20 protein-coding genes are annotated in these 19,489 nt (G+C 65.6%); 12 read left to right on the top strand and 8 right to left on the bottom strand.

The features are described 5' to 3' along the window. The first annotated feature begins 86 nt into the window (after window positions 1–86). From ACIP90_RS10885 to proC, 3 genes are all read left to right on the top strand, one after another. A complete protein-coding gene (locus tag ACIP90_RS10885) occupies window positions 87–536 on the top strand; it encodes an SseB family protein (protein WP_400579321.1) in 450 nt (149 codons plus the stop codon). Between the two features lie 77 nt (window positions 537–613). Further along, window positions 614–1,639, top strand: coding sequence for a Ppx/GppA family phosphatase (locus ACIP90_RS10880; protein ID WP_400579320.1), 1,026 nt, complete (start codon window positions 614–616; stop codon window positions 1,637–1,639). Between the two features lie 481 nt (window positions 1,640–2,120). Beyond that, complete coding sequence (gene proC, locus ACIP90_RS10875; protein WP_400579319.1) at window positions 2,121–2,954, top strand: pyrroline-5-carboxylate reductase; 834 nt, start codon at window positions 2,121–2,123, stop codon at window positions 2,952–2,954. Window positions 2,955–3,081: 127 nt separating this feature from the next. On the opposite strand, the gene ACIP90_RS10870 is transcribed toward proC, so the two are convergent. Beyond that, the gene (locus tag ACIP90_RS10870) at window positions 3,082–3,768 is read right to left on the bottom strand and encodes a potassium channel family protein (RefSeq protein WP_400579318.1); all 687 of its coding nucleotides are present in this window, start codon (window positions 3,766–3,768) and stop codon (window positions 3,082–3,084) included. Continuing rightward, window positions 3,761–5,194, bottom strand: coding sequence for a TrkH family potassium uptake protein (locus ACIP90_RS10865; RefSeq protein WP_400579317.1), 1,434 nt, complete (start codon window positions 5,192–5,194; stop codon window positions 3,761–3,763). The genes ACIP90_RS10870 and ACIP90_RS10865 overlap by 8 nt, the downstream gene beginning before the upstream one ends. A gap of 119 nt (window positions 5,195–5,313) precedes the next feature. On the opposite strand from ACIP90_RS10865, the gene ACIP90_RS10860 reads away from it, so the two are divergent. Next, window positions 5,314–6,525: an acetoin utilization protein AcuC gene (locus tag ACIP90_RS10860; protein WP_400579316.1), complete on the top strand. Its 1,212-nt coding sequence runs from the start codon at window positions 5,314–5,316 to the stop codon at window positions 6,523–6,525. A 90-nt stretch (window positions 6,526–6,615) separates the two neighbouring features. Continuing rightward, window positions 6,616–7,257, top strand: a complete 642-nt coding sequence (locus tag ACIP90_RS10855; protein WP_400579315.1) for an ArsR/SmtB family transcription factor — start codon at window positions 6,616–6,618, stop codon at window positions 7,255–7,257. 23 nt (window positions 7,258–7,280) lie between these two features. Here the strand turns inward: ACIP90_RS10855 and ACIP90_RS10850 are convergent, their stop codons facing one another. Then, window positions 7,281–8,612, bottom strand: coding sequence for an alpha-hydroxy acid oxidase (locus tag ACIP90_RS10850; protein ID WP_400579314.1), 1,332 nt, complete (start codon window positions 8,610–8,612; stop codon window positions 7,281–7,283). 78 nt (window positions 8,613–8,690) lie between these two features. Here ACIP90_RS10850 and ACIP90_RS10845 point away from each other — a divergent pair, with 78 nt between their 5' ends. Together ACIP90_RS10845 and ACIP90_RS10840 are read left to right on the top strand one after the other, a co-directional pair. After that, on the top strand, window positions 8,691–9,425 hold the full coding sequence (locus ACIP90_RS10845) for a FadR/GntR family transcriptional regulator (protein WP_400579313.1): 735 nt from the start codon (window positions 8,691–8,693) through the stop codon (window positions 9,423–9,425). 36 nt (window positions 9,426–9,461) lie between these two features. Beyond that, window positions 9,462–10,061: a TetR/AcrR family transcriptional regulator gene (locus ACIP90_RS10840; protein ID WP_400579312.1), complete on the top strand. Its 600-nt coding sequence runs from the start codon at window positions 9,462–9,464 to the stop codon at window positions 10,059–10,061. A gap of 74 nt (window positions 10,062–10,135) precedes the next feature. Here the strand turns inward: ACIP90_RS10840 and ACIP90_RS10835 are convergent, their stop codons facing one another. Beyond that, the gene (locus ACIP90_RS10835) at window positions 10,136–12,466 is read right to left on the bottom strand and encodes a SulP family inorganic anion transporter (protein WP_400579311.1); all 2,331 of its coding nucleotides are present in this window, start codon (window positions 12,464–12,466) and stop codon (window positions 10,136–10,138) included. 651 nt (window positions 12,467–13,117) lie between these two features. Between ACIP90_RS10835 and ACIP90_RS10830 the strand changes: the two genes are divergently transcribed. The 3 genes from ACIP90_RS10830 (at window position 13,118) to ACIP90_RS10820 (ending at window position 14,923) form a co-directional block, all read left to right on the top strand. Further along, window positions 13,118–14,281 (top strand): 3-deoxy-7-phosphoheptulonate synthase, encoded by a 1,164-nt coding sequence (locus ACIP90_RS10830; RefSeq protein WP_400579310.1) that lies wholly within the window; start codon window positions 13,118–13,120, stop codon window positions 14,279–14,281. Between the two features lie 104 nt (window positions 14,282–14,385). Next, window positions 14,386–14,598, top strand: a complete 213-nt coding sequence (locus ACIP90_RS10825; protein ID WP_400579309.1) for a helix-turn-helix domain-containing protein — start codon at window positions 14,386–14,388, stop codon at window positions 14,596–14,598. Window positions 14,599–14,824: 226 nt separating this feature from the next. Continuing rightward, window positions 14,825–14,923, top strand: a complete 99-nt coding sequence (locus ACIP90_RS10820) for a 30S ribosomal protein bS22 (protein WP_003792170.1) — start codon at window positions 14,825–14,827, stop codon at window positions 14,921–14,923. 170 nt (window positions 14,924–15,093) lie between these two features. Here the strand turns inward: ACIP90_RS10820 and ACIP90_RS10815 are convergent, their stop codons facing one another. Continuing rightward, window positions 15,094–15,912, bottom strand: a complete 819-nt coding sequence (locus ACIP90_RS10815) for an HAD family hydrolase (RefSeq protein ID WP_400579308.1) — start codon at window positions 15,910–15,912, stop codon at window positions 15,094–15,096. Window positions 15,913–16,032: 120 nt separating this feature from the next. Here ACIP90_RS10815 and ACIP90_RS10810 point away from each other — a divergent pair, with 120 nt between their 5' ends. Then, on the top strand, window positions 16,033–16,287 hold the full coding sequence (locus tag ACIP90_RS10810; RefSeq protein ID WP_400579307.1) for a glutaredoxin family protein: 255 nt from the start codon (window positions 16,033–16,035) through the stop codon (window positions 16,285–16,287). 89 nt (window positions 16,288–16,376) lie between these two features. Then, on the top strand, window positions 16,377–17,072 hold the full coding sequence (locus ACIP90_RS10805) for a redox-sensing transcriptional repressor Rex (protein ID WP_400579306.1): 696 nt from the start codon (window positions 16,377–16,379) through the stop codon (window positions 17,070–17,072). Window positions 17,073–17,169: 97 nt separating this feature from the next. On the opposite strand, the gene ACIP90_RS10800 is transcribed toward ACIP90_RS10805, so the two are convergent. The 3 genes from ACIP90_RS10800 to ACIP90_RS10790 all read right to left on the bottom strand — a co-directional run bounded on the left by ACIP90_RS10800 (window position 17,170) and on the right by ACIP90_RS10790 (window position 19,363). Beyond that, complete coding sequence (locus ACIP90_RS10800) at window positions 17,170–17,961, bottom strand: hypothetical protein (protein ID WP_400579305.1); 792 nt, start codon at window positions 17,959–17,961, stop codon at window positions 17,170–17,172. Window positions 17,962–18,070: 109 nt separating this feature from the next. Next, entirely contained in the window at window positions 18,071–18,637 is a 567-nt protein-coding gene (locus ACIP90_RS10795) for a hypothetical protein (RefSeq protein WP_400579304.1), read from the bottom strand. A 177-nt stretch (window positions 18,638–18,814) separates the two neighbouring features. After that, on the bottom strand, window positions 18,815–19,363 hold the full coding sequence (locus ACIP90_RS10790) for a YceI family protein (RefSeq protein WP_400579303.1): 549 nt from the start codon (window positions 19,361–19,363) through the stop codon (window positions 18,815–18,817). Window positions 19,364–19,489 lie beyond the last annotated feature (126 nt).

Below are 19,489 nucleotides of genomic sequence, written 5' to 3'. Positions count from 1 at the left end.
TCTCGGCGAGTTCGACCAGCGGAGTCAAAGCGTCGAAACTGGGCTGCGGAATTGCGCCGGGACCCGCATCGTGGTCGAGTAGAGACATGACTGAACAGCCCGGACCCGCAGACACCACGCCGCTGAACGACCTCGAGGAGAAGCTGGCCCAAGGGGACCGGCCGGACGCCAACCCGGTGGACGTCATCCTGTCGTTCCTCAACAACGAGGTCTACATCATCAGTTCGGACACCCTTGAGGGCGAGGACTCCCAGGTTGAACCGCTGGTGCTGGGCAATGCAGAGGGGCAGCCGGTACTTGCCGTGTTCTCGCACCCCAGCCGTGTGGACCAGGAATACCTCGACGCGGCCCCGAACGTTCTGGGGACCCAAGGCGCAGCCATCATCGCGAACATCGGGGACGAGCTGGGCATGGTCATCAACCCTGGTGCCGCCTACGGATTTGAAATCAACCCGGAGGGCATCGCCAACATCAAGCGCGATTTCAAGCGCGCTGACGACGTCGACGCCAACCCCGCGGGACTCGAAGGAGAATAGCGCCCCGGCCTTCGGCCTGACCGAAATGTGGCCCTTCGGATTGCTCCTGCCAACGTTCCTCGGGGAATAATGGCAGGATGCGGCTAGGCGTCCTCGATATCGGGTCCAATACTGTCCATCTCCTGCTGGTGGATGCACACCCTGGCGCGCGCCCCGTGCCTTTCGCCTCCCACAAGCGGCCACTGTCCCTTGTGCAGTATCTCGACGGCGACGGCAACATCACCGACGCCGGCCAGCATGAGCTGGCAGAGTTCGTCCTTGAGGCGTGGGAATTTGCGGCGAGGCACAAGGCTGATGACCTGCTGGCTTTCTGTACGTCAGCTATCCGCGAGGCCACGAATGGACCGGCGGTGCTGGCCCGGATCAAGCACGAGACGACGGTGACGCTGCAGGAACTGACGGGCAGCGAAGAGGCGTCCATGACGTTCTTTGCGGTCCGCCGCTGGTACGGCTGGGGTGCCGGCCCCATCCTGAACCTGGACATCGGCGGCGGCTCCTTTGAGATGGCATCCGGGCAGGACGAGCTTCCGGAGCTGGCCACGTCCGTGCCCCTCGGTGCCAGCCGCCTCACCCGGGACTGGCTGCACGAGGATCCCCCCTCCGCCAAAAGCGTCAAGGAGCTGCGGCGGTACATCCGCGAAACGCTCAAGCCGGCAGTCCGAAGCTTCGACCCGATCGGCAGGGCCAACCTCGTGGCCGGTACATCCAAGACCTTCCGCTCGCTGGCCCGCATCGCAGGCGCGGCACCGAGTGGTGCCGGACCCTACGTGAAGCGCGAGCTGAACGCCGCCGACCTGGGCATCTGGGCGCAGCGCATCTCTGCCATGAAGAGCGAGGACAGGCTGCATCTGCCGGGCGTCTCGGAGGCGCGCGCCAACCAGCTCCTTGCGGGCGCCCTGGTGGCGGAGGCCGCCCTTGAACTGTTCGCGTTCAAAAAGGTCAAGATCTGCCCCTGGGCCCTGCGTGAAGGCCTCATCCTGCGGCGCCTCGACCAGCTGGTCTTTGACGGCCCGCTGGAGCCGGCCCCGCATGTGGGCGGGGTTCAGCGTGACTCCGTCCAGCGTGAAACCGCCCAGCCTACGGAGTCCTTGGCCGCCGGATGAGCCAGGAGCCCATGCGCCGGACGAAGCGTTCCACCACCGTGCCTGCTTGAGAACTGCCTAAATGTGAAGCGCCGGACGGTTTCGCAGAAGGAGTTGGGGGAACACTCCTGCAACCGACCGGCGCCGCGCCGATCCCGAAGGACCGGCTCCATCACTCGCACCTTGTGAGGCACTAGAAACACTAGCGAGCCAATATGGGTGTTTGGCGGATTTTCCCTGAAAGACAGCTGGGAAAGGGCGCCGCAAGCCTCTTAAATAAAAGCACCGACGGTCTGCTGCGGAAAACAGGTAAACCGCCGCAGGCCGTCGGTGCCCGGCAAGCATCCCCATGCTTGCCTATCACTCGCACCCTCAATGAGGTAACACCAACGCTATGGCCCCAGGTTGTGTGCAAGCTCGGACAACCATGTGAGCTTCCTGTGAGTGCCGTTATGACGGAGGCCGGCCTGCATCCTCGGCGGTGAACTGCAATGATGGAGCAATGAGCAACCGAATCGCATTCCTTGGCTGTGGATCAATGAACGAGGCCATCCTGGGCGGTCTCCTCGAAGCGGGTACCAGCCCCATGGACGTGGTGGCCACCGTGCGGCGTGCCGAACGCGCTGCCGAACTGGCGGAGCGCCATCACGGGATTACCGCCATTGCCGGTTCCGAAGAGCCGGACAACAACAAGCAGGCGGCTAAGGGATCCAACGTGGTCATCCTCGGGGTCAAGCCGATAGGGATTGCCGACCTGGCCCGCGAAATCAGCGGCTCTCTTTCTCCGGACACCATCGTCATAAGCGTTGCTGCTGCCGTCTCAATCGCCCAGCTGGAAGCCGCCCTGCCGCAGGGGCAGCCGGTGATCCGAACCATGCCCAACACACCGTCGAAGCTGGGGCGCGGCGTCGTGTCCGTCTCCGCAGGCACCCACTGCACGCCCGAGCAGCTCCAGCAGGCCAAAGACATCCTCTCCGCGGTGGGGACCGTCGTCGAAATTCCGGAAGAGCAGGTGGACGCCCTCGGTGCCATCAGCGGTTCCGGGCCTGCATACGCGTTCTACCTCGCGGAAGCCATGGCGGCTGCCGGAGTCGAGCTGGGACTTGATGGGGAGCTGGCCTTGCTGCTGGCACGGGAGACCGTGGCAGGCGCCGGTCTGATGCTGGCAGAGCCCGGTGCCGAGCCGGCCGCCTTGCGCAAGGCGGTGACCAGCCCCAACGGCACCACCGAACGCGCCATCGCCACCTTCGATGAGCGCGGCATGCCGGCGATCATCGCGGCAGGGGCGCGTGCCGCCGCGGACCGCGCCGCCGAGATCACCAAACAGCTCGGCTAGTCCCCACCCGCGCCCTTACCTCGCAAGCTCGGCCAGGGAACCCTGCGGGCGTGGGCCCACCCACCCGCGCCCTTACCTCGCAAGCTCGGCCAGGGAACCCTGCGGGCGTGGGCCCACCCACCACCGATTAGGGCCTGGCGGCGAAGCGTTCCAGCAGGTCCACGTGCCCTGAAACGATCAGCATGTCGCGGGAGGACACCTTGGTCTCCGGGCGGGCATAGGTGAAGTCCTCGCCCGGGGACTTCACTCCCACGATGGTCACGCCGTACTTGGAGCGCACTTTGGATTCGTCCAGGGTGAAGCCCACGGTTTCACGCGGCGGGTACATCTTGACGATCGCAAAATCGTCGTCGAATTCGATGAAGTCCAGCATGCGGCCGGACACCAGGTGCGCGGCGCGGACCCCGGCGTCGGCCTCTGGGTAGATGACGTGGTTGGCGCCGATCCGGGTGAGGATCTTGCCGTGCGAGGGCGTGATGGCCTTGACCCATAGGTGTTCGATGCCCAGGTCCACGAGGTTCACGGTGATCAGCACCGAAGATTCAATGGACGTGCCCACGCCCACGACCGCGGAGCTGAACTCCTGTGCGCCGAGCTGGCGGAGCGCATCGATATTGGTGGCGTCCGCCTCCACGACGTGCGTGAGCACCGGCGCCCACTTTTGCACGAGGGTCCGGTCGCGCTCGATTGCCAGCACCTCGCGGCCCTGCTTGACGAGCTGTTCGGCGGTAGAGGAGCCGAAGCGGCCGAGCCCGATCACCAGGACGGGAGCATTATGGGCGGGGCGGTTGACGGCCCCAGACGTACTAGCCAATGATCGGCCTCTCTTCCGGGTAGTGGTACAACTGGCTGCGCTGGCGCAGGGCCAGGGCAGCGGCAAGCGTGACGGTGCCGACGCGGCCGGCGAACATCAGCGCGGAGAGCACGTACACGCCCGACGGCGGCAGTTCGGCGCTGAGGTTCGTGCTGAGGCCCACGGTGGCGAAGGCGGATATCGTTTCGAACAGCACCCGGTCCAGCGAAGCGCCGCTGATGTGCAGCAGCATGAAGGATGAGACGGACACGAGCGTCGCGCCGGCGACGATGACCGAGATGGCCACGCGCATGGTGCCCTCCGGGATGGTCCGGCCGTAGACCTTGACGTCCGCGTCGCCGCGGGCTTCGGCGACGATGGCCAGGAACATCACGGCGATCGTGGTCACTTTGATGCCTCCGGCCGTCGAGGCGGAACCGCCGCCGGCGAACATGAGCGCGTCCGTGAGCAGCATCGTGGTGGACTCCATCTGGTTCTGGTCCACGAGGTTGAAGCCGCCGGAGCGTGTCATGACAGAGGCAAAGAGCGCATGCGTGAATTTGTCACCCAGACCAATGCCGCCAAGGGTCCGCGGGTTTTCCCACTCCATGAGCCCCCACAGCACCGTTCCGGCTACGAGCAGGATGAACGATACCTGGATGGTCAGCTTGGTGTGCAGGTTCCATTTCTGCCAGTTGAGGCCGTTCTGCTGCAGAACCATAACCACCGGGAACCCGAGGCTTCCCAGGAACACGCCCAGCATCAGCGGAATGAGGATCCACAGGTCGGTTTCGTAGGGGACGATGCCGTCGGAGTGGGGTGTGAAGCCGGCATTGTTGAATGACGAGATGGCGTAGAAAATGCCGTGCCACACCGACTGCCAGAAGGGTTCGCCGAGGGTCAGGAATCTGGGAATGAGGGCAAGCGCCAGCACACTCTCGATGATCACGGAGGTGGTGATGACGATCCGCAGCAGGGTACCTACTTCGCCCAGTCGCCCTGCGTTGCTCATCGCCTCCTGGGCGATGAGCTTGCCGCGCACACCCAGCTTCTTGCTTACCATCAGTGCCAGCAGGGATGCCAGGGTCAGCGTGCCGAGGCCGCCCACGAAGATGCCGATAAGAATGATCAGCTGGCCGAAGAAGGACCAGTGGACTGCCGTGGACACCACGGTCAGGCCGGTGACGCACACTGCCGAGACTGCCGTGAACAAGGCCTGGTGCAACGGCGTGAAGTCTCCGGTGGCGGAGGACGCCGGCAGGGACAGCAGCGCAGTGAAGACGACGATCACCACGACGAACGCGCTGAGGGCCAGTCGGGCCGGAGACGTGTTGGCGATATCGTCGATGAAGTCCCGAAGCCGCGTGAATATCCAGAGGCCTTCACGCTCGGGGACGTTTGGCTGCCAGCTCGTCGGGTTCTTGGACCTCGACTGGCTTTGCGTCATGGGTGGCTGTTCCTTGGTTGAATCTGCTTCCTTCAGTAGTAAACCACTAAAGTCCGCCGTATGGCCGGGGGAGTCATGCTACGCAGGCATCAGGACCACGCTCAGGTAGCCTGTCACTAATGACATTCCTGCCCGGACTCAGCCTTCCCGCACTGCCAACGACGGTGGTGTGGGACGCCGCCATGACGGCGTACAACTTCGGCCCGGGCCACCCGATGGCACCGGAGCGTCTCGACCTCACCGCACGGCTGGCCCGGAGCCTGGGGCTGCTGGACCTCGGGCACGTCAGCCTGGTGGCGCCGACAGTGGCGGAAGATATCGAACTGACCACCGTCCACAGCCCCGAATTCGTGGCTGCCGTCCGTCGCATCAGCGACGACCCCACATCCGCCGACGAGGCCCACGGGCTCGGAACCGAGGACGATCCGGCATTCGCCGGCATGCACGCGGCCGCCGCCCGCATCGCCGGAGGATCCCTGCTTGCTGCCCGCGCCATCCTGGACGGTTCGGCGGTGCGTGCCGTGAACTTCGGCGGCGGGCTGCACCATGCCGCCCGCGACCGTGCCAGCGGATTCTGCATTTACAACGACGCCGCGCTGGCCATCCGGACGCTGCTGGACGGGGGAGTACAGCGCGTCGCCTACATTGACGTCGATGCGCATCACGGGGACGGGACCCAGAGCATCTTCTGGGACGATCCCCGCGTGCTCACCATCTCCCTGCACGAGACCGGCCTCGCACTGTTCCCGGGCACCGGTTTCGCCAACGAGACCGGCGGGGCGGACGCCCCGGGCAGTGCCGTCAACGTGGCCCTGCCGGTGGGCACCGGGGACGCCGGCTGGCTGCGCGCTTTCCACGCTGTTGTTCCGCAGCTAATTGGTGCCTTTGAACCAGACGTGATCGTCAGCCAGCACGGCTGCGACTCGCATCGGCTGGATCCGCTGACACACCTCAATGTCAGCGTGGACGGCCAGCGCGAGGCGGCCACCGCCGTCGCGAATCTTGCGGCCCGGCACTGCGACAACCGATGGATCGCCACTGGCGGCGGCGGTTACCACATCACCGGAGTCGTGCCACGGGCATGGAGCCACCTGATCGGGATCGTGGCGGGCCGGCCCGTGCCGCTGCGCACGCCGGTGCCGGAAGCGTGGCGGAGCTATGTTCATGAGCGCTACGGCATCGCGGCACCCACGCTTATGGGCGACGACGCGGACGTCTGGTGGCGCTCCTGGGAGGTCGGGTTCGACCCCAATGACGACGTCGACCGCACGGTGATGGCCACCCGCAAGGAAGTTTTCCCCCTGCACGGACTGGATCCCTGGTTCGACTGAAGCGCTCCGACAGAGGACTCCGGCGGTGTCGGTTTCGCACCAGCGAAATAGTAGATGCCATTCGGCGTATATGTCGCTAGGGTTGGTCCCATGGTGACAGACGACGTATTTGCCGTCATTGCTGAGGCAACGCGGCGCGACATTCTCGTTTCCCTCCAAAAAGGGGACAAGGCAGTGGGGGAGCTGGTCGAGGAGCTCGCCGCGAGCCAGCCCACCATCTCCAAGCATCTGAAGGTGCTCCGTGAAGCCGACCTCGTGAGCATGCGCGCGCAGGGACAGAAGCGCTATTACGCCCTTAATCCCAAGCCGCTGGCGGGCGTCGCCAGCTGGTTGGGGACGTTCGACGTCGGCCCGGAGGCTGCCGGTGTCGGGTCACCGGAAGCCGCGGGCCCCGCTGAGGCCGCCGCAGACCAGCAGCGTCCGAACGCACGGGCACAGGGGGCAGGTCCCGTTCCCCGTGACGGGGCTTCCACGCGTGCAGCTCTTGGCGGCGCAGCGACGCCGGCCGCCCCGGATACAGAGGTTCCCGAGGCGTTCGCCGCCGCCGGCGCTGCTGCTGCGTTAGGCGCGTCCGGGCGTCCGGTCGGCGCGCCGCTGAGCCCCGCCGTCGTCGTTCCCGGAGGCGTGCAGGACGACACCGTCCCGCAGCAAATCGGACGCACGGTTGGCCGCGGCGCGAAGAAGGCCGCGGACCTGCTGGCGAACCTGCCGAAGTTCGGCCGCAAGAAATAAGCCGGTGGCCCGCCGGCCAGGTCCTACCTGCCGAGGATCCGCACGTGGTCAGGTGTCAGCTCGGAGAGCTTGCTGGCGCCCAGGAGTGCCATGGTGCGGGTCATGTCCTTTTCGAGGATCTGGAGGGCGCGGTCCACACCGGCACGTCCGCCGGCCATCAGCCCGTACAGGTAGGCGCGGCCGATGAGCGTGAAGTCCGCACCCAGGGCCAGTGCCGCGATGATATCCGCCCCGCTCATGATGCCCGTGTCCAGGATGATGGCGGCGTCCGAGTTGTCCGCTTTGAACGCCTGCGCGACCTCCGGGAGCAGGTGGAGCGGGATGGGCGCGCGGTCCAGCTGGCGTCCGCCGTGATTGGAGAGCACCACACCGTCCGCGCCATGGTCCACCACCTTGCGGGCGTCGTCCACAGTCTGGATGCCCTTGACCACCAGGTTGCCCTTCCAGGTTTCGCGCAGCCAGTCCAGGTCATCGAAGGTCAGTGTGGGGTCGAACATGGAGTTGATCAGGTCCGCCACGGTACCGGTGTAGCGCGAGAGTGAGGCGAACGTCAGCGGCTCGTGCGTGAGGAAGTTGAACCACCAGGCCGGCCGGTAGGACGCATCCAGCACGGTCTTCAGGGTCAGTCCCGGCGGGATGGTCATGCCGTTGCGGACATCGCGGAGGCGGGCGCCGGCCACCGGCGTGTCCACCGTAACCATGAGGGTATCGTTTCCTGCCTTGGCGGCCCGTTCGATCAGCTCCAGGGAACGGTCCCGGTCCGTCCAGAGATACAGCTGGAACCAGTTGCGGCCACGGGGTGCCGCCTCGGCGACGTCCTCGATGGACGCAGTGCCCATGGTGGAGAGCGTGTACGGGATGCCGGCGGCCTCGGCGGCCTGTGACCCGGCGTACTCGCCTTCGGACTGCATCATCCGGGTGAAACCGGTGGGGGCGATGCCGACCGGCAGCCGGGACGTCCTGCCCAGGATGTTGGTGCCCAGGTCGACGCTGGAAACGTCGCGGAGGATGCCGGGGCGGAACTCGATGTCGACGAAGGCCTCACGGGCGCGGCGCAGGGTGATCTCGGCTTCAGCGGCGCCGTCGGTGTAGTCGAAGGGTGCCTGGGGCGTGCGCCGCTTGGCCATGTCCCGCAGTTCCCAGAGGGTGCTGGCCTGCTGCAGCCTCGCGGCCCTGCTGAATTCGGGTTTCTTGAACTGGATCAGCGGAGCCAGGTCCGAATACTTCGGGATCCGGCGCTTCAGGGCAGCGGGGATGCGTGAGGGGGCAGAAATGCCGCGCGCCCGGTCCGCCGGGGCGGTGTCGCGGGGTGTGGTGGGGACTTCCGGGTTCTCTGATTCGACTGTCTGCGTCATTGCTGCCTCCGAATGCAACGGTGTGGTTGGACCACACTGTAGTGCATGTGGTCCAACCACATCAACTAAGATGGCCACATGCGTACGCACCAACTTGTCCTGCAGTGGATCGAGGACCAGCTTGCAGGCGGCCAGCTCTCGGTGGGCGGCCGGCTGCCTGCCGAGCGCAGCCTGGCGGAGCAGCTCTCCGTCTCGCGCACCTCGGTCCGCGAAGCCATCCGCATCCTCGAGGCCATGGGCATCGTGCGTGCCGGCGTCGGGTCGGGCCCGGAGGCCGGGACGGTGGTGATTTCCGATCCGACGGCTGCTCTGGGCTCGGCACTGCGGCTGCATGTTGCCACCCAGCACCTGCCCGTGGCGGACATCGTTGAAACGCGGGTGCTGCTGGAATCCTGGGCCGCGGCCCGGGCCAAGCCGGACGCCCCCGAACTGACGCGTGCGTCCGAACTGCTGGACGATATGGACGCCCGTCCCGAGGTTGATGATTTCCTGGCCCTGGACGTGCGGTTCCACCTCGCCCTGGCCGATGCTGCCGGGAACGCCGTGGTCAGCGCGATGATGGGATCCCTGCGCGAGGCCATCCAGGGCTACGCTGAAAAGCTGACGGCCAACCTTCCGGACTGGGAGGCCACGGCAGCCCGGCTGCGTTCGGAGCACCGGCAGATTCTGGAGGCCATCCGGAATGACGACGGCGCACGCGCGGCTCGGCTGGTCGCGGCCCATATCGAGGGCTACTACAGGGAGGCCGGCCTGGGCCACGCCGGTGGCAGCCGGCAGGACCCGGCGGGCACGTTGCCTCTGACGGAAAAGTGACCCTCCCTGGTTCCGGACCTGAAATACACTGGCGGAATGTCTACTGTGAAGCCTCGCGGACGCTACGCCAAGGGCGCCGAACGCCGTGAGCAGATCATCCAAACGGCCACTGATGTGTTTGCCACGGAGGGCTTCGAGGGAACGGCCCTGAAGCGTGTGGCCGAGCAGGTGGGCGTGAAGGAAGCCACCCTGTTTCACTACTTCAGTGGCAAGCAGGAGCTGCTGACAGCTGTTCTCGCCGAGCGGGACCGCCGCGGCAGGGAGCTGGAGGGAGCAGCGGAACCTGGCCTCCCGGGGCTGGTCCCGGTGGCTGAGCGCAACATGCAGGAGCCTGGGCTGACCACGCTGTATGCGGTGGCGTCAGCAACAGCAAACGACCCCGGACATGCTTCGCACACCTACTTCCAGTCCCGGTATTCCGAACTCGTCGAAGAGCTGGGGCAGGACATTCGGCGCCGCCAGGGCGCGAACGAAGTCCGGACCGATGCCTCTGCGGAGTCGCTGGCGAGGCTTGTCATTGCGGCGTTTGACGGCCTTCAGCTGCAATGGCTGTATGACAAAAACGTGGACATCGCGGCAGGCCTCGGGGAACTGGTCGAGGTCCTGCTGGCACCTCCGGGAACCGGGGCGGAATAACGCCGCATCCCCTTACCGGGCCTGCCCGGCGGGCCCCGGTCCCGCCGCACAGCGGCGACGGGACCGGAGTCTGCCTACACGGCAGCGGCGACAGAACCGGCATCGGCCGCGGCCCGCGTCAGCGGATCCAGGTGGCTGATGCCGTCCGGCGTGACCTGCAGGACCTGAGCCGTGGCAATGTCGTAGAACAGGCCGGTCAGGTGCAGCCGGCCGGACTTGAGGGCCTCGCGGACACCGGGATGACGCTGCAGCCGCTCCAGCTGGACGGCGACGTTGACCATCGCCAGCTGGTCCACTTCCCCGTATCCCTCCTCTGCTGCAGCGGACCGCACTCGGTGCCCTGAGCGGAACGAGGCCAGGCTGGGCCGGGCGTGGTCCAGCCAGGCCTCGACCGCATTGCGCCCGGCTGCTGCTTTCTGGGGCGAGTCCTTCGCCGGCTCTGCAGTCAACGCAATCATGGCACCGCAGCCGGAGTGGCCGCAGATGACCACCGACCTGATCGAAAGCTTATTGAGCGCGAAGTCCAGCGCTGCTTCAACCGAGGGGTCGAGCCGGCCGTTCCCCACCACGTTGCCTACGTTCCGGACGGTGAACAGGTCGCCGGGGCCGCTGCTCGTGATCAGGTTCGGCACCAGCCGTGAATCCGAGCAGGTGAGGAACAGTGTGTCCGGGTTCTGGGCGGCGGACAGTTCCTGCACATGGGGTCGAAGCAGGTGGGCGTGGCGGCGGTGATAGTTCTCGACCCCGGCGAGCACCGTCTGCAGCGGAGCAGGTACGTTGGTCCCGGCGTCCGCCCCGCGGCGGAGATCTCGCTGCCAGCTGCGCCACGGGGCAAAGCCGCCCCGCAGGGCGGAACGCGAGCTGCCGCGTGTCGGCGGGCCGGCCTTTGCACCGTGGAGGGTGGCGGTGCCGCTTTCTTCTATGTGCACGGTGCCGCCGTTGCTGATGTGCCGGCGGCGCCACGCGTCCAGCGTGTCGTGTACGGGATGATCCAGGAAGTCCACCTCAAGCTCGACGGTGACGTGCGAGCCGGACGGGACGGAGGCGAGGACGTGGCTGAGGCGGGGGAGTGACAGGAAGCTGCAGGATCCGTCGATCACTACCCGCCAGCGCTGTTCGTCCGGGTCGCCGAGGGGTTCCGCATGGATGCCGGCGCGGACCACGCGCCACAGCACCAGCACCACGGCCAGGGCCAGGCCCGTGAGCACTCCTGCCAGCAGGTTCACGAACACCACGGTCAGCAGTGTGACGGCATAAACCGCCAGGTCCCCGGTAACGCGGGCAGTGTGGAAATCGGCCACTTTCACGAGGCGGACGCCGATGATGATCAGCAGCCCGGCGAGGACGGCAACAGGAACCAGTTCAATCACCGCCGCAAGCAGAAGTGAAAAGACCAGCACCCAGACGCCGTGCAGGATGGCTGACTTTCGCGTTCGCGCCCCTGCCTCCAGATTGGTCGCGCTGCGCACGATCACGCCAGTGACGGGAAGGCCGCCCAGCATGCCGGAGGTCATGTTGGCTGCTCCCTGGCCCAGGAGTTCCCGGTTGAAGTCCGTCCGTTCGCCGTGGTGCATCCTGTCCACGGCCACGGCGGAGAGCAGGGATTCAACGCTGGCCACCAGCGCGACGGTGATGATGCCGATCGCAACGGCGCTCCAGTGCCCCTGCGGCAGTTGAGGGAGGGACAGCGCGTCGAGGAGGGACCCGTCGAAGGTGATCCGGTCGACGTCGGACTTGAACGGGAGCGAAAGCGCGGTGGCGGCGACCACTGCCGCCAGCGGAGCCGGGATTCGGCGGACCGCGGCCGGCATGTACTTCCAGCCGAGCAGCGTCAGTATCACCAAGACGCCCAGAGCAGCTGCCTGGTGGTCCACGGAAGTGATGGTGGCAGGGAGGGCCTTGACGTTGTGCCAGGCCGATTCGCCGGCCTCGGCGCCGAGCATCACGTGGGTCTGCTGCAGGACAATGATGACGCCGATTCCGGCGAGCATGGCGTGGACCACCACAGGCGCGATGGCCAGGGCCACGCGGCCAACCCGTGCGAAGCCCAGCAGCGTCTGGAGGACACCCGCCGCGGCCGTGATGGCGCAGGTCGCCGGCCAGCCGAACTGCTCGATCAGGCCGGCAACGATGACGGTCAGGCCTGCGGCGGGGCCGCTGACCTGCAGAGGTGCGCCGCCAAGGGCGCCGGCCACGATGCCGCCGACTGCTGCAGCGATAAGGCCTGCCATGACTGGTGCTCCGGAGGCAGCCGCGATCCCCAGAGAGAGGGGCACCGCCACGAGAAACACGACAAGGGATGCGGGCACGTCCCAGCGAAGCCCGGACGTCAGGGCGGCCGGGAAAGGTATCCGGTTTGCTGTGCCGGGTGGAGAGATTGGATCCGTAGCGGCTGGTGAGGGCATTTTCAGTCCTTGGCTCGTTTGGCGGGTCCTTGCCCACGCTATTGACGCCGCCAGCACGGCTGCAAGGGTGTCGGTCGTGAGAAACAACACCTGCGGGCAGCCGTAAAATCCGCTTAACACAGGCCTTGATTTTCGTCCTTTGGCGGTTCCGGGCCGGTCGTTGGCAAAGGTCCCGGCGGGTTGCCGTAATGCCGAAATCCCAGCCCCACCCCCAAGAATCCGGGGGCACCGTGGCGGGCGCGGGACGTCGGGCTAAGAGTCATGGACCAGCGGGCGAAAGAGATGTGATTTATCAAGTCACATTAGAAATTCTGGGCCGGTCAGGCGGATTCGGTGCAAAAAATTTTCCTAACAGCTCCAGCGTGAGCGCCAACGCGATGCAGTTTTGCCTGCGCGGGAGCATCAAAAACAGACCCAGCCTGTCCGTTTGCGCACGGCTCGAATTTGCGGATCGCAGAACGGCGAGGCTATGGTGTGCCTATGACTAACCGTTGGTATGCGTATTTTTCGTTGGCTCTGGAGGGGCCCGCGTCTAACTGACACGCATCCAACTACCTTCAGAGCCAACAGGGCAGAGATCATTCTCTGCCCTTCGCCATTTCTCCGGCGGGTTCTGATTTGGGCCCGCTCCGCACCCGGAACAGGACCCCCATGAGTACCGCAGCAGCAACCGAAACCCAGCAGACGGCGTCGAACCGCAGCACGACGCACGCCGCCTCGAAGCAGTCCACCTCGAATTTGCGCGTCAGCGGGATCACCGCCCTGCCCACGCCCCAGGAGATGATCGCCGAACTGCCGCTGGACGCCCGGACGGCAGACGTCGTCGAACGCGGCCGGGACGAAGTCCGGGCCGTCATGGACGGTGTGGACGACCGCCTGCTCGTAATCGTCGGGCCGTGCTCCATTCACGATCCCAAGGCCGGCCTCGAATACGCCCGCCGCCTCGTCAGCCAGGCCGAGAAGCACAAGGAAGACCTGCTCATCGTCATGCGGGCATACTTCGAAAAGCCGCGCACCACGGTCGGCTGGAAGGGCCTGATCAACGATCCCCGGCTTGACGGCACGCACGACATCGCCACGGGCCTGCGCGAGGCGCGCCGCTTCCTGCAGCAGGTGACAGCACTCGGACTGCCCGCCGCCACGGAGTTCCTTGAGCCGATCAGCCCCCAGTACATGGCGGACCTCGTCTCCTGGGGCGCCATCGGTGCACGTACCACTGAAAGCCAGATCCACCGCCAGCTCGCCTCCGGGCTCTCCATGCCCATCGGCTTCAAGAACGGGACCGACGGCGACCTTCAGGTCGCGGTTGATGCCTGCAGCGCCGCCGCGGCGGCCCAGGCTTTCCTGGGGATCGACGACGACGGCCGGGCTGCGCTTGTCTCCACCGCCGGCAACCCGGACACACACGTTATTCTGCGCGGCGGCCGGAAGGGCCCCAATTACTCCGCCGCCGACGTTGAAGCTGCGTCATCGAGGCTCGCCGCAAAGAACCTCAACCCGCGGCTCATCGTGGACGCCAGCCATGCCAACAGCGGCAAGAGCCATCACCGCCAGGCTGAGGTTGCCCTTGAAATCGGTGCGCAGCTGGAAGATGCAGGCGCCGCCGCAAACGCCGTGGCCGGGGTCATGCTCGAGAGCTTCCTCGTGGGCGGCGCCCAGAACCTGGACGTGGCCGAGCACGCCGCCGGAAAGGACGAGCTCGTCTACGGCCAGAGCGTCACCGACGCGTGCATGGAGTGGGACGTGACGGCCTCAGTCCTGGAGCAGCTGGCGGCGTCGTCGCGGAAACGCCGGGCTTTCACAATGGCCACGTGAGCATCTAGAGTAACTAGGACACGGTTGTTCGATGGCTCAGCATCGGCGCACCGCAGACAAAAATGGGATGCCGCAATGTTGCTGAGAGCAAAGGAATATGGGAAATGTCCGCAGAGTCGAACTTCTCGAACGCCAAGTTCTTGACCGTGGCCGAAGTGGCTGAGGTCATGCGCGTCTCCAAAATGACCGTGTACCGGCTGGTCCATTCCGGGGAGATGCCGGCCGTTCGGTTCGGCCGCTCGTACCGGGTTCCGGAGACCGCCGTCGAGCAGTACCTTAAGGGTGCTGTTGTGGACGGACAGTCGGACACCGCGTGATTCTTGGCGCTCAACTGACCGTTCGGATTCCCGTGACGGCTGCAGCTTCCTTGGGGGCGGCTGGAGGTCATGGGAAGGCCGGCGGTCAGGAGGCGCCCGGATAAGCGGTACCCTGTTAAGGAACGTTTTACGTCATTGTAAGAATCTGTCAGTTGTTCAGTCTGTTGCTTAGTCCACGGACCTTCTCCATCAGACAGGTACTGCATCTAGTTTGTAAGGAACTTTCGTGGGTTCAGTTATTAAGAAGCGTCGCAAGCGTATGGCCAAGAAGAAGCACCGCAAGTTGCTTCGTAAGACCCGCCACCAGCGCCGCAACAAGAAGTAGAGATACTTTCAGTGCGTGGATGCCCGCCGCCTTTCGAGGTGGCGGGCATTTTCTTTGGTCTCAGGACGCGGATACGGTCTGAGGACGCGGATACGGTCTGAGGACGCGGAAATTTGGGTGTCGCCAGACCGTTTGCGTGTCCTGGGGGCATTAGCGCGTCCGGAAGCGCCTCAAACCCGGGGGCCGCGGAAGCGGGAGTAGCCCCTCCAGAGGCCGTAGACGGCCCCTCCGGCGGTTGCGGCCTTGAGCCCCAGGGTCGCTGCGCGCCGGCCGGAGCGGAAGTCATAGACCGGCCAGTTGTGCTCCCGGGCGTGCTTGCGCAACCGGGCGTCCGGGTTGATGGCGACCGGATGGCCCACTAGGGTCAGCAGCGGGATGTCGTTGTAGGAGTCGCTATACGCCCAGCAGCGCTTGAGGTCGAGGCCTTCCGCGTCGGCGAGGCCCTGGACGGCCACCGCCTTCGCCGAACCGTGCAGGATGTCCCCGACCAGCCGCCCGGTGTACAGCCCCTCGCTGATTTCTCCCACGGTGCCCAGCGCCCCCGTGAGCGCCAGCCGGGTGGAGATGACCGTGGCCACTTCAATCGGCGTGGCAGTCACGAGCCAGACCTGGCGCCCCACGCGCAGGTGCTGCTGGGCCAGGGCTTTGGTACCGGGCCAGATCCGGGAAGCGATCATCTCGTCGTAGACCTCTTCGCCGAGCACCTTGATGTCTTCCACGGTGATGCCGGAGGCCAGGGTCAGGGCGGAGTCCCGCACCGCGTGGACGTCGTCAATGTTTTCGCCACGGAGCACGAACTTGAACTGTTTCCACGCCATGCCCGCCGCCTGGGGGAGGGTAAAGGCTCCCCGCTGATGCATTTTTCGGGCAACGTGAAAAAGACTGGCACCCCTCATCAGCGTGTTATCGACGTCGAAAAACGCGGCCTCGCCTTGTTGCCGCTTTGCAACGGGCTGCCTTGCCACAGCGACATACTTCTCCTCAGGCATGCCTCTGAGTCTAGTCAACGCGGGGAAGCCCATCCTCCGTGGAGCCGAACCCGGGCCACGCGCCGGCGTTCGGCCGACGCCGGCATCGCTCAGCGCCGTGAACGGCGCTACGGTTGAGCCATGGCAAATCCCGACGTCGTTCTCCTCACCAAAGCTGACTGTCACCTGTGCGCTGCCGCGCGCGACGCCGTCGGACGGGTTGCCGCGGGGCTGGGACTTGGGTGGACGGAACAGTCGGTGGACGGCAATGAAGCCCTCCGGGACCGCTATGCCGAAGAAATCCCGGTGGTGCTGGTGGACGGGATCCAGCGCGACTTCTGGAAGATCGACGAGGCAAGGCTCGAGCGCATCCTGCGCCAGGCGATGGCGCGCTAGCCGCGTATCCCGCACAGAGGCACCGGCTTTGTTGACATAAGTGATGGGGATTTAGAGTGGACTCACAACGCGACGCAATGGAGCAATTAGTGACTTCGCTCGATTCACCACCCCAGGCCGTGCCAGGGCACACCGGTGCTGCCGGCAAGCAGATCCCGCCGGCCGCCGTGGCCCGGCTGACCATCTACCTGCGCGCCCTGAACTCCCTCCTCGCCGAAGGAATTGAACGCGTCTCATCCGAGTCCCTGGCTGAGGCCTCGGGGGTCAGCTCCTCCACCCTCCGCAAGGACCTTTCCCATGTGGGATCGTATGGCACGCGCGGTGTGGGCTACGAGGTCCAGTACCTCAGCCGCCACATTGCCGCCACGCTCGGACTTACGCACGACTGGAAGGTTGCCATCGTCGGCGCCGGTAACCTGGGTAAAGCGCTGGCCAGGTACGGCGGGTTCGAATCCCGCGGCTTCGACGTGGTGGCCATTTTCGACGCAGACCAGATGGTGGTTGGCAACGAGGTGGGCTGGCTGCGCGTGAGCGACGTGGCGGACCTTGAAACGGTGCTGGAGCGGACGGGCACGAACATGGTGGTTCTCGCCTTGCCCGCGGCCGTGGCCCAGAGCGTTTGCGACCGCGTGGTGGCCGCGGGGGTACGCAGCATCCTCAGCTTTGCGCCGGTGATGCTGCAGGTTCCCGACGACGTGAACCTCCGCAAGGTGGACATGGCCACCGAACTGCAGATTCTGGCCTATCACGCGCAACGGGCGCAGACACCGGGGCAACCGCACTAACCTCCGGCTCCGGAAAGCGCGAACGTACGCTTGTGGCCCCTGACTCCGCGGGGAGTGAGAGGCCACAAGCTAGGTGAACAACAGGCAGTTGGCGTGGTTAACGGCCGTAGGGACCCGCGTACGGGTTGGCGAAGGGCTGCTGCTTCTGGAAGTACGGTGAAGCCGCAGGCATGTAGAGCATTACGATCGCGGCGATCCCAAGGACGACCACCACCGTGTTGATGCCCAGCGGCGCAATGGAGAAGATTGACAGCGCCGCAAAAACCGTGCCCAGGATGCGGGCCCAGTTCTTACCCTTGCGCACGTTGAAAGCGACCAAGGCGTAGAGGCCGGCGCCGATCAGGGTCGCGACCACCATCGTGCCGATGATGATGGGCTTAATGTCTTCGAAGGGGATGTTCTGGCCGCTGCCCCGAAGTTGGTCTTCGAACGTCTGACGCATGATGGGGTCGTCGAGGGTGGGAATGCTCACCATCAGGGACAGGATCGAGAGGACGCCCGCGGCAATAATCATCCAGAACGCTCTGTCCACGAGCTTCGGAACGCCGGCCGGACCCCGGCCCCCGGGCTGCTGCGAAGGGTACTGCCCGTAGGGGGACTGGCCATATGGTGACGGGCCCTGAGGCGGCTGGCCGTACGGCTGTTGCCCGTACTGTGGCTGTCCATATTGCGGCGGGTTCTGGCCGTACTGCGGCTGCTGGGGAGCGTTTTGGCCATACTGCGGCGCCGGCGGGACATTCTGACCATACTGGGGGGCATTTTGGCCGTATTGCGGAGCGTTCTGGCCGTACTGCGGCTGCCCGTTGCTGTCCCGTCCAGGCTCATCGGAATCATGGCGGCCGGAATCCGGATCGTTAGGGTTGCGAGGCGGGACTGGAGGAGTGCTCATGAGCGTTCCTTTGCGTTGTGACGTAGGGACCGGCCGCCGGGTTCAGACGCATTGCCCTGCCCCCAGCATGGCTTAACTCCACCGTACCCCTCACCGGGCGCGTCGAGGCTCATCCCCGAGGGGTATTCGCGGCAAACCAAGCCTGCGAATTGGGAACCCACATCAGCACGGTTGCGGCCAGGGCTGCCAGGAAGCCCAGCCCGTTGCCGCCGCGGCCGTCAGTGCAGGCGAGGCTTATGACAGCGAGAAGCAGTGAGGCGCCGGCAACAGCCGTCAGTGCGAGCCGTCCCCACTCCCGGCCTTCCTTCATGTTCATGGCCAGGACAATCTGCGCCGCGGACAGCGCCGCGCCACAGACCGCGAGCAGCAGCACGAGGATCGCGATGCCAGGCGAAAACGCAAAGAGAACCAGCGCGCCGAACAGCACGATCACTCCGCCGAGCAGCCCGAGCAGCCCACTGAGCACCCAGATCCAGTACGAGATCTTCAGCTCCGTAGGCAGCCCGATCACGCTGAACAGCCCGGCGAATCCGCCTGGCGGCATGGCCTCATAGAAACTGCGGGGGCGGTCCGCCGGCAGGTGGAACGGGAGGCGTCCTCCACGCCGCTGTTGTGGACGGTCACCGGAAGGGGGTTCGCTGCCTGGTTCCTGCGATGGATCGTTGGGGTTGCTCATGGCTCTCACTTATAGAAGGGCGGTGTGGCCAATTATAGAAAGCGCCCGGGTCCGGACGGCCACGGTCGGCAGTAGCTGCCGGCGACACAAAAACCCCGCTTCGTGGAGCCGGCTTGAGCCGGACCATGGGCGGGGCGTTTGCGGTGCACGGCCCGTCATGCGGGCCCTGGTGTGCGGTTACGCGGCAGGGGCGATGAAGGCCAGTTCGAGGTTGATGGCAACCTTGTCGCTGACCAGCACGCCGCCGGCTTCCAAGACAGCGTTCCAGGTCAGGCCGAAGTCCTTGCGGCTGATGGTGGTTTCAGCGGAAACGCCGGCGCGGGTGTTGCCGAACGGGTCCACGGCCACGCCGTTGAGCTCGGTCTCGAGGGCCACCGGACGGGTGACGCCCTTGATGGTGAGGTCGCCTTGGAGCTCGTAGCTGTCGCCCTTGGCCACGAGGCCGTTGGAAACGAAGGAGATCTCCGGGAACTTCTCGACGTCGAAGAAGTCTTCACCGCGGACGTGGCCGTCGCGGTTCACGTCGCCCGAGTCGAAGCTGGCGGTCTGGATGGTGGCGCTGACCTTGGAGTCGGCCACGTTCTCGGCGAGGTCCAGGGTTGCGGTGGCTTCCTTGAACTGGCCGCGGACCTTGCTGATGCCCGCGTGGCGGACGGTGAATCCGATTTCACTGTGCGAGGTGTCGAGGGTCCAGGTGCCGGTGGTGACGTTAGCGGGAAGTGCCATGATGGTTCTCCTTGGTTCGGTGGTGCGTCGGATGAATCGTGGGGTTGAAGCTTCATTGGTTGAAGTATCAACTAACTGCTGCACCCAGTATAAACATGCAAATGCATCTTTTATTCCAGCCCTCGG

The organism is Arthrobacter sp. NPDC093139 (assembly GCF_044754165.1).
GTDB lineage: Bacteria > Actinomycetota > Actinomycetes > Actinomycetales > Micrococcaceae > Arthrobacter.
This window is presented reverse-complemented; position numbering and strand designations above follow the sequence as displayed.

Coding starts and splice junctions, on each gene's coding strand:
- ACIP90_RS10800 (WP_400579305.1), bottom strand. CDS start 17,961: ATGAGCACTCCTCCAGTCCCGCCTCGCAACCCTAACGATCCGGATTCC.
- ACIP90_RS10795 (WP_400579304.1), bottom strand. CDS start 18,637: ATGAGCAACCCCAACGATCCATCGCAGGAACCAGGCAGCGAACCCCCT.
- ACIP90_RS10855 (WP_400579315.1), top strand. CDS start 6,616: ATGGTGACAGACGACGTATTTGCCGTCATTGCTGAGGCAACGCGGCGC.
- ACIP90_RS10880 (WP_400579320.1), top strand. CDS start 614: ATGCGGCTAGGCGTCCTCGATATCGGGTCCAATACTGTCCATCTCCTG.
- ACIP90_RS10885 (WP_400579321.1), top strand. CDS start 87: ATGACTGAACAGCCCGGACCCGCAGACACCACGCCGCTGAACGACCTC.
- ACIP90_RS10865 (WP_400579317.1), bottom strand. CDS start 5,194: ATGACGCAAAGCCAGTCGAGGTCCAAGAACCCGACGAGCTGGCAGCCA.
- ACIP90_RS10790 (WP_400579303.1), bottom strand. CDS start 19,363: ATGGCACTTCCCGCTAACGTCACCACCGGCACCTGGACCCTCGACACC.
- ACIP90_RS10825 (WP_400579309.1), top strand. CDS start 14,386: ATGTCCGCAGAGTCGAACTTCTCGAACGCCAAGTTCTTGACCGTGGCC.
- ACIP90_RS10840 (WP_400579312.1), top strand. CDS start 9,462: ATGTCTACTGTGAAGCCTCGCGGACGCTACGCCAAGGGCGCCGAACGC.
- ACIP90_RS10845 (WP_400579313.1), top strand. CDS start 8,691: ATGCGTACGCACCAACTTGTCCTGCAGTGGATCGAGGACCAGCTTGCA.
- ACIP90_RS10835 (WP_400579311.1), bottom strand. CDS start 12,466: ATGCCCTCACCAGCCGCTACGGATCCAATCTCTCCACCCGGCACAGCA.
- proC (WP_400579319.1), top strand. CDS start 2,121: ATGAGCAACCGAATCGCATTCCTTGGCTGTGGATCAATGAACGAGGCC.
- ACIP90_RS10860 (WP_400579316.1), top strand. CDS start 5,314: ATGACATTCCTGCCCGGACTCAGCCTTCCCGCACTGCCAACGACGGTG.
- ACIP90_RS10815 (WP_400579308.1), bottom strand. CDS start 15,912: ATGCCTGAGGAGAAGTATGTCGCTGTGGCAAGGCAGCCCGTTGCAAAG.
- ACIP90_RS10810 (WP_400579307.1), top strand. CDS start 16,033: ATGGCAAATCCCGACGTCGTTCTCCTCACCAAAGCTGACTGTCACCTG.
- ACIP90_RS10830 (WP_400579310.1), top strand. CDS start 13,118: ATGAGTACCGCAGCAGCAACCGAAACCCAGCAGACGGCGTCGAACCGC.
- ACIP90_RS10850 (WP_400579314.1), bottom strand. CDS start 8,612: ATGACGCAGACAGTCGAATCAGAGAACCCGGAAGTCCCCACCACACCC.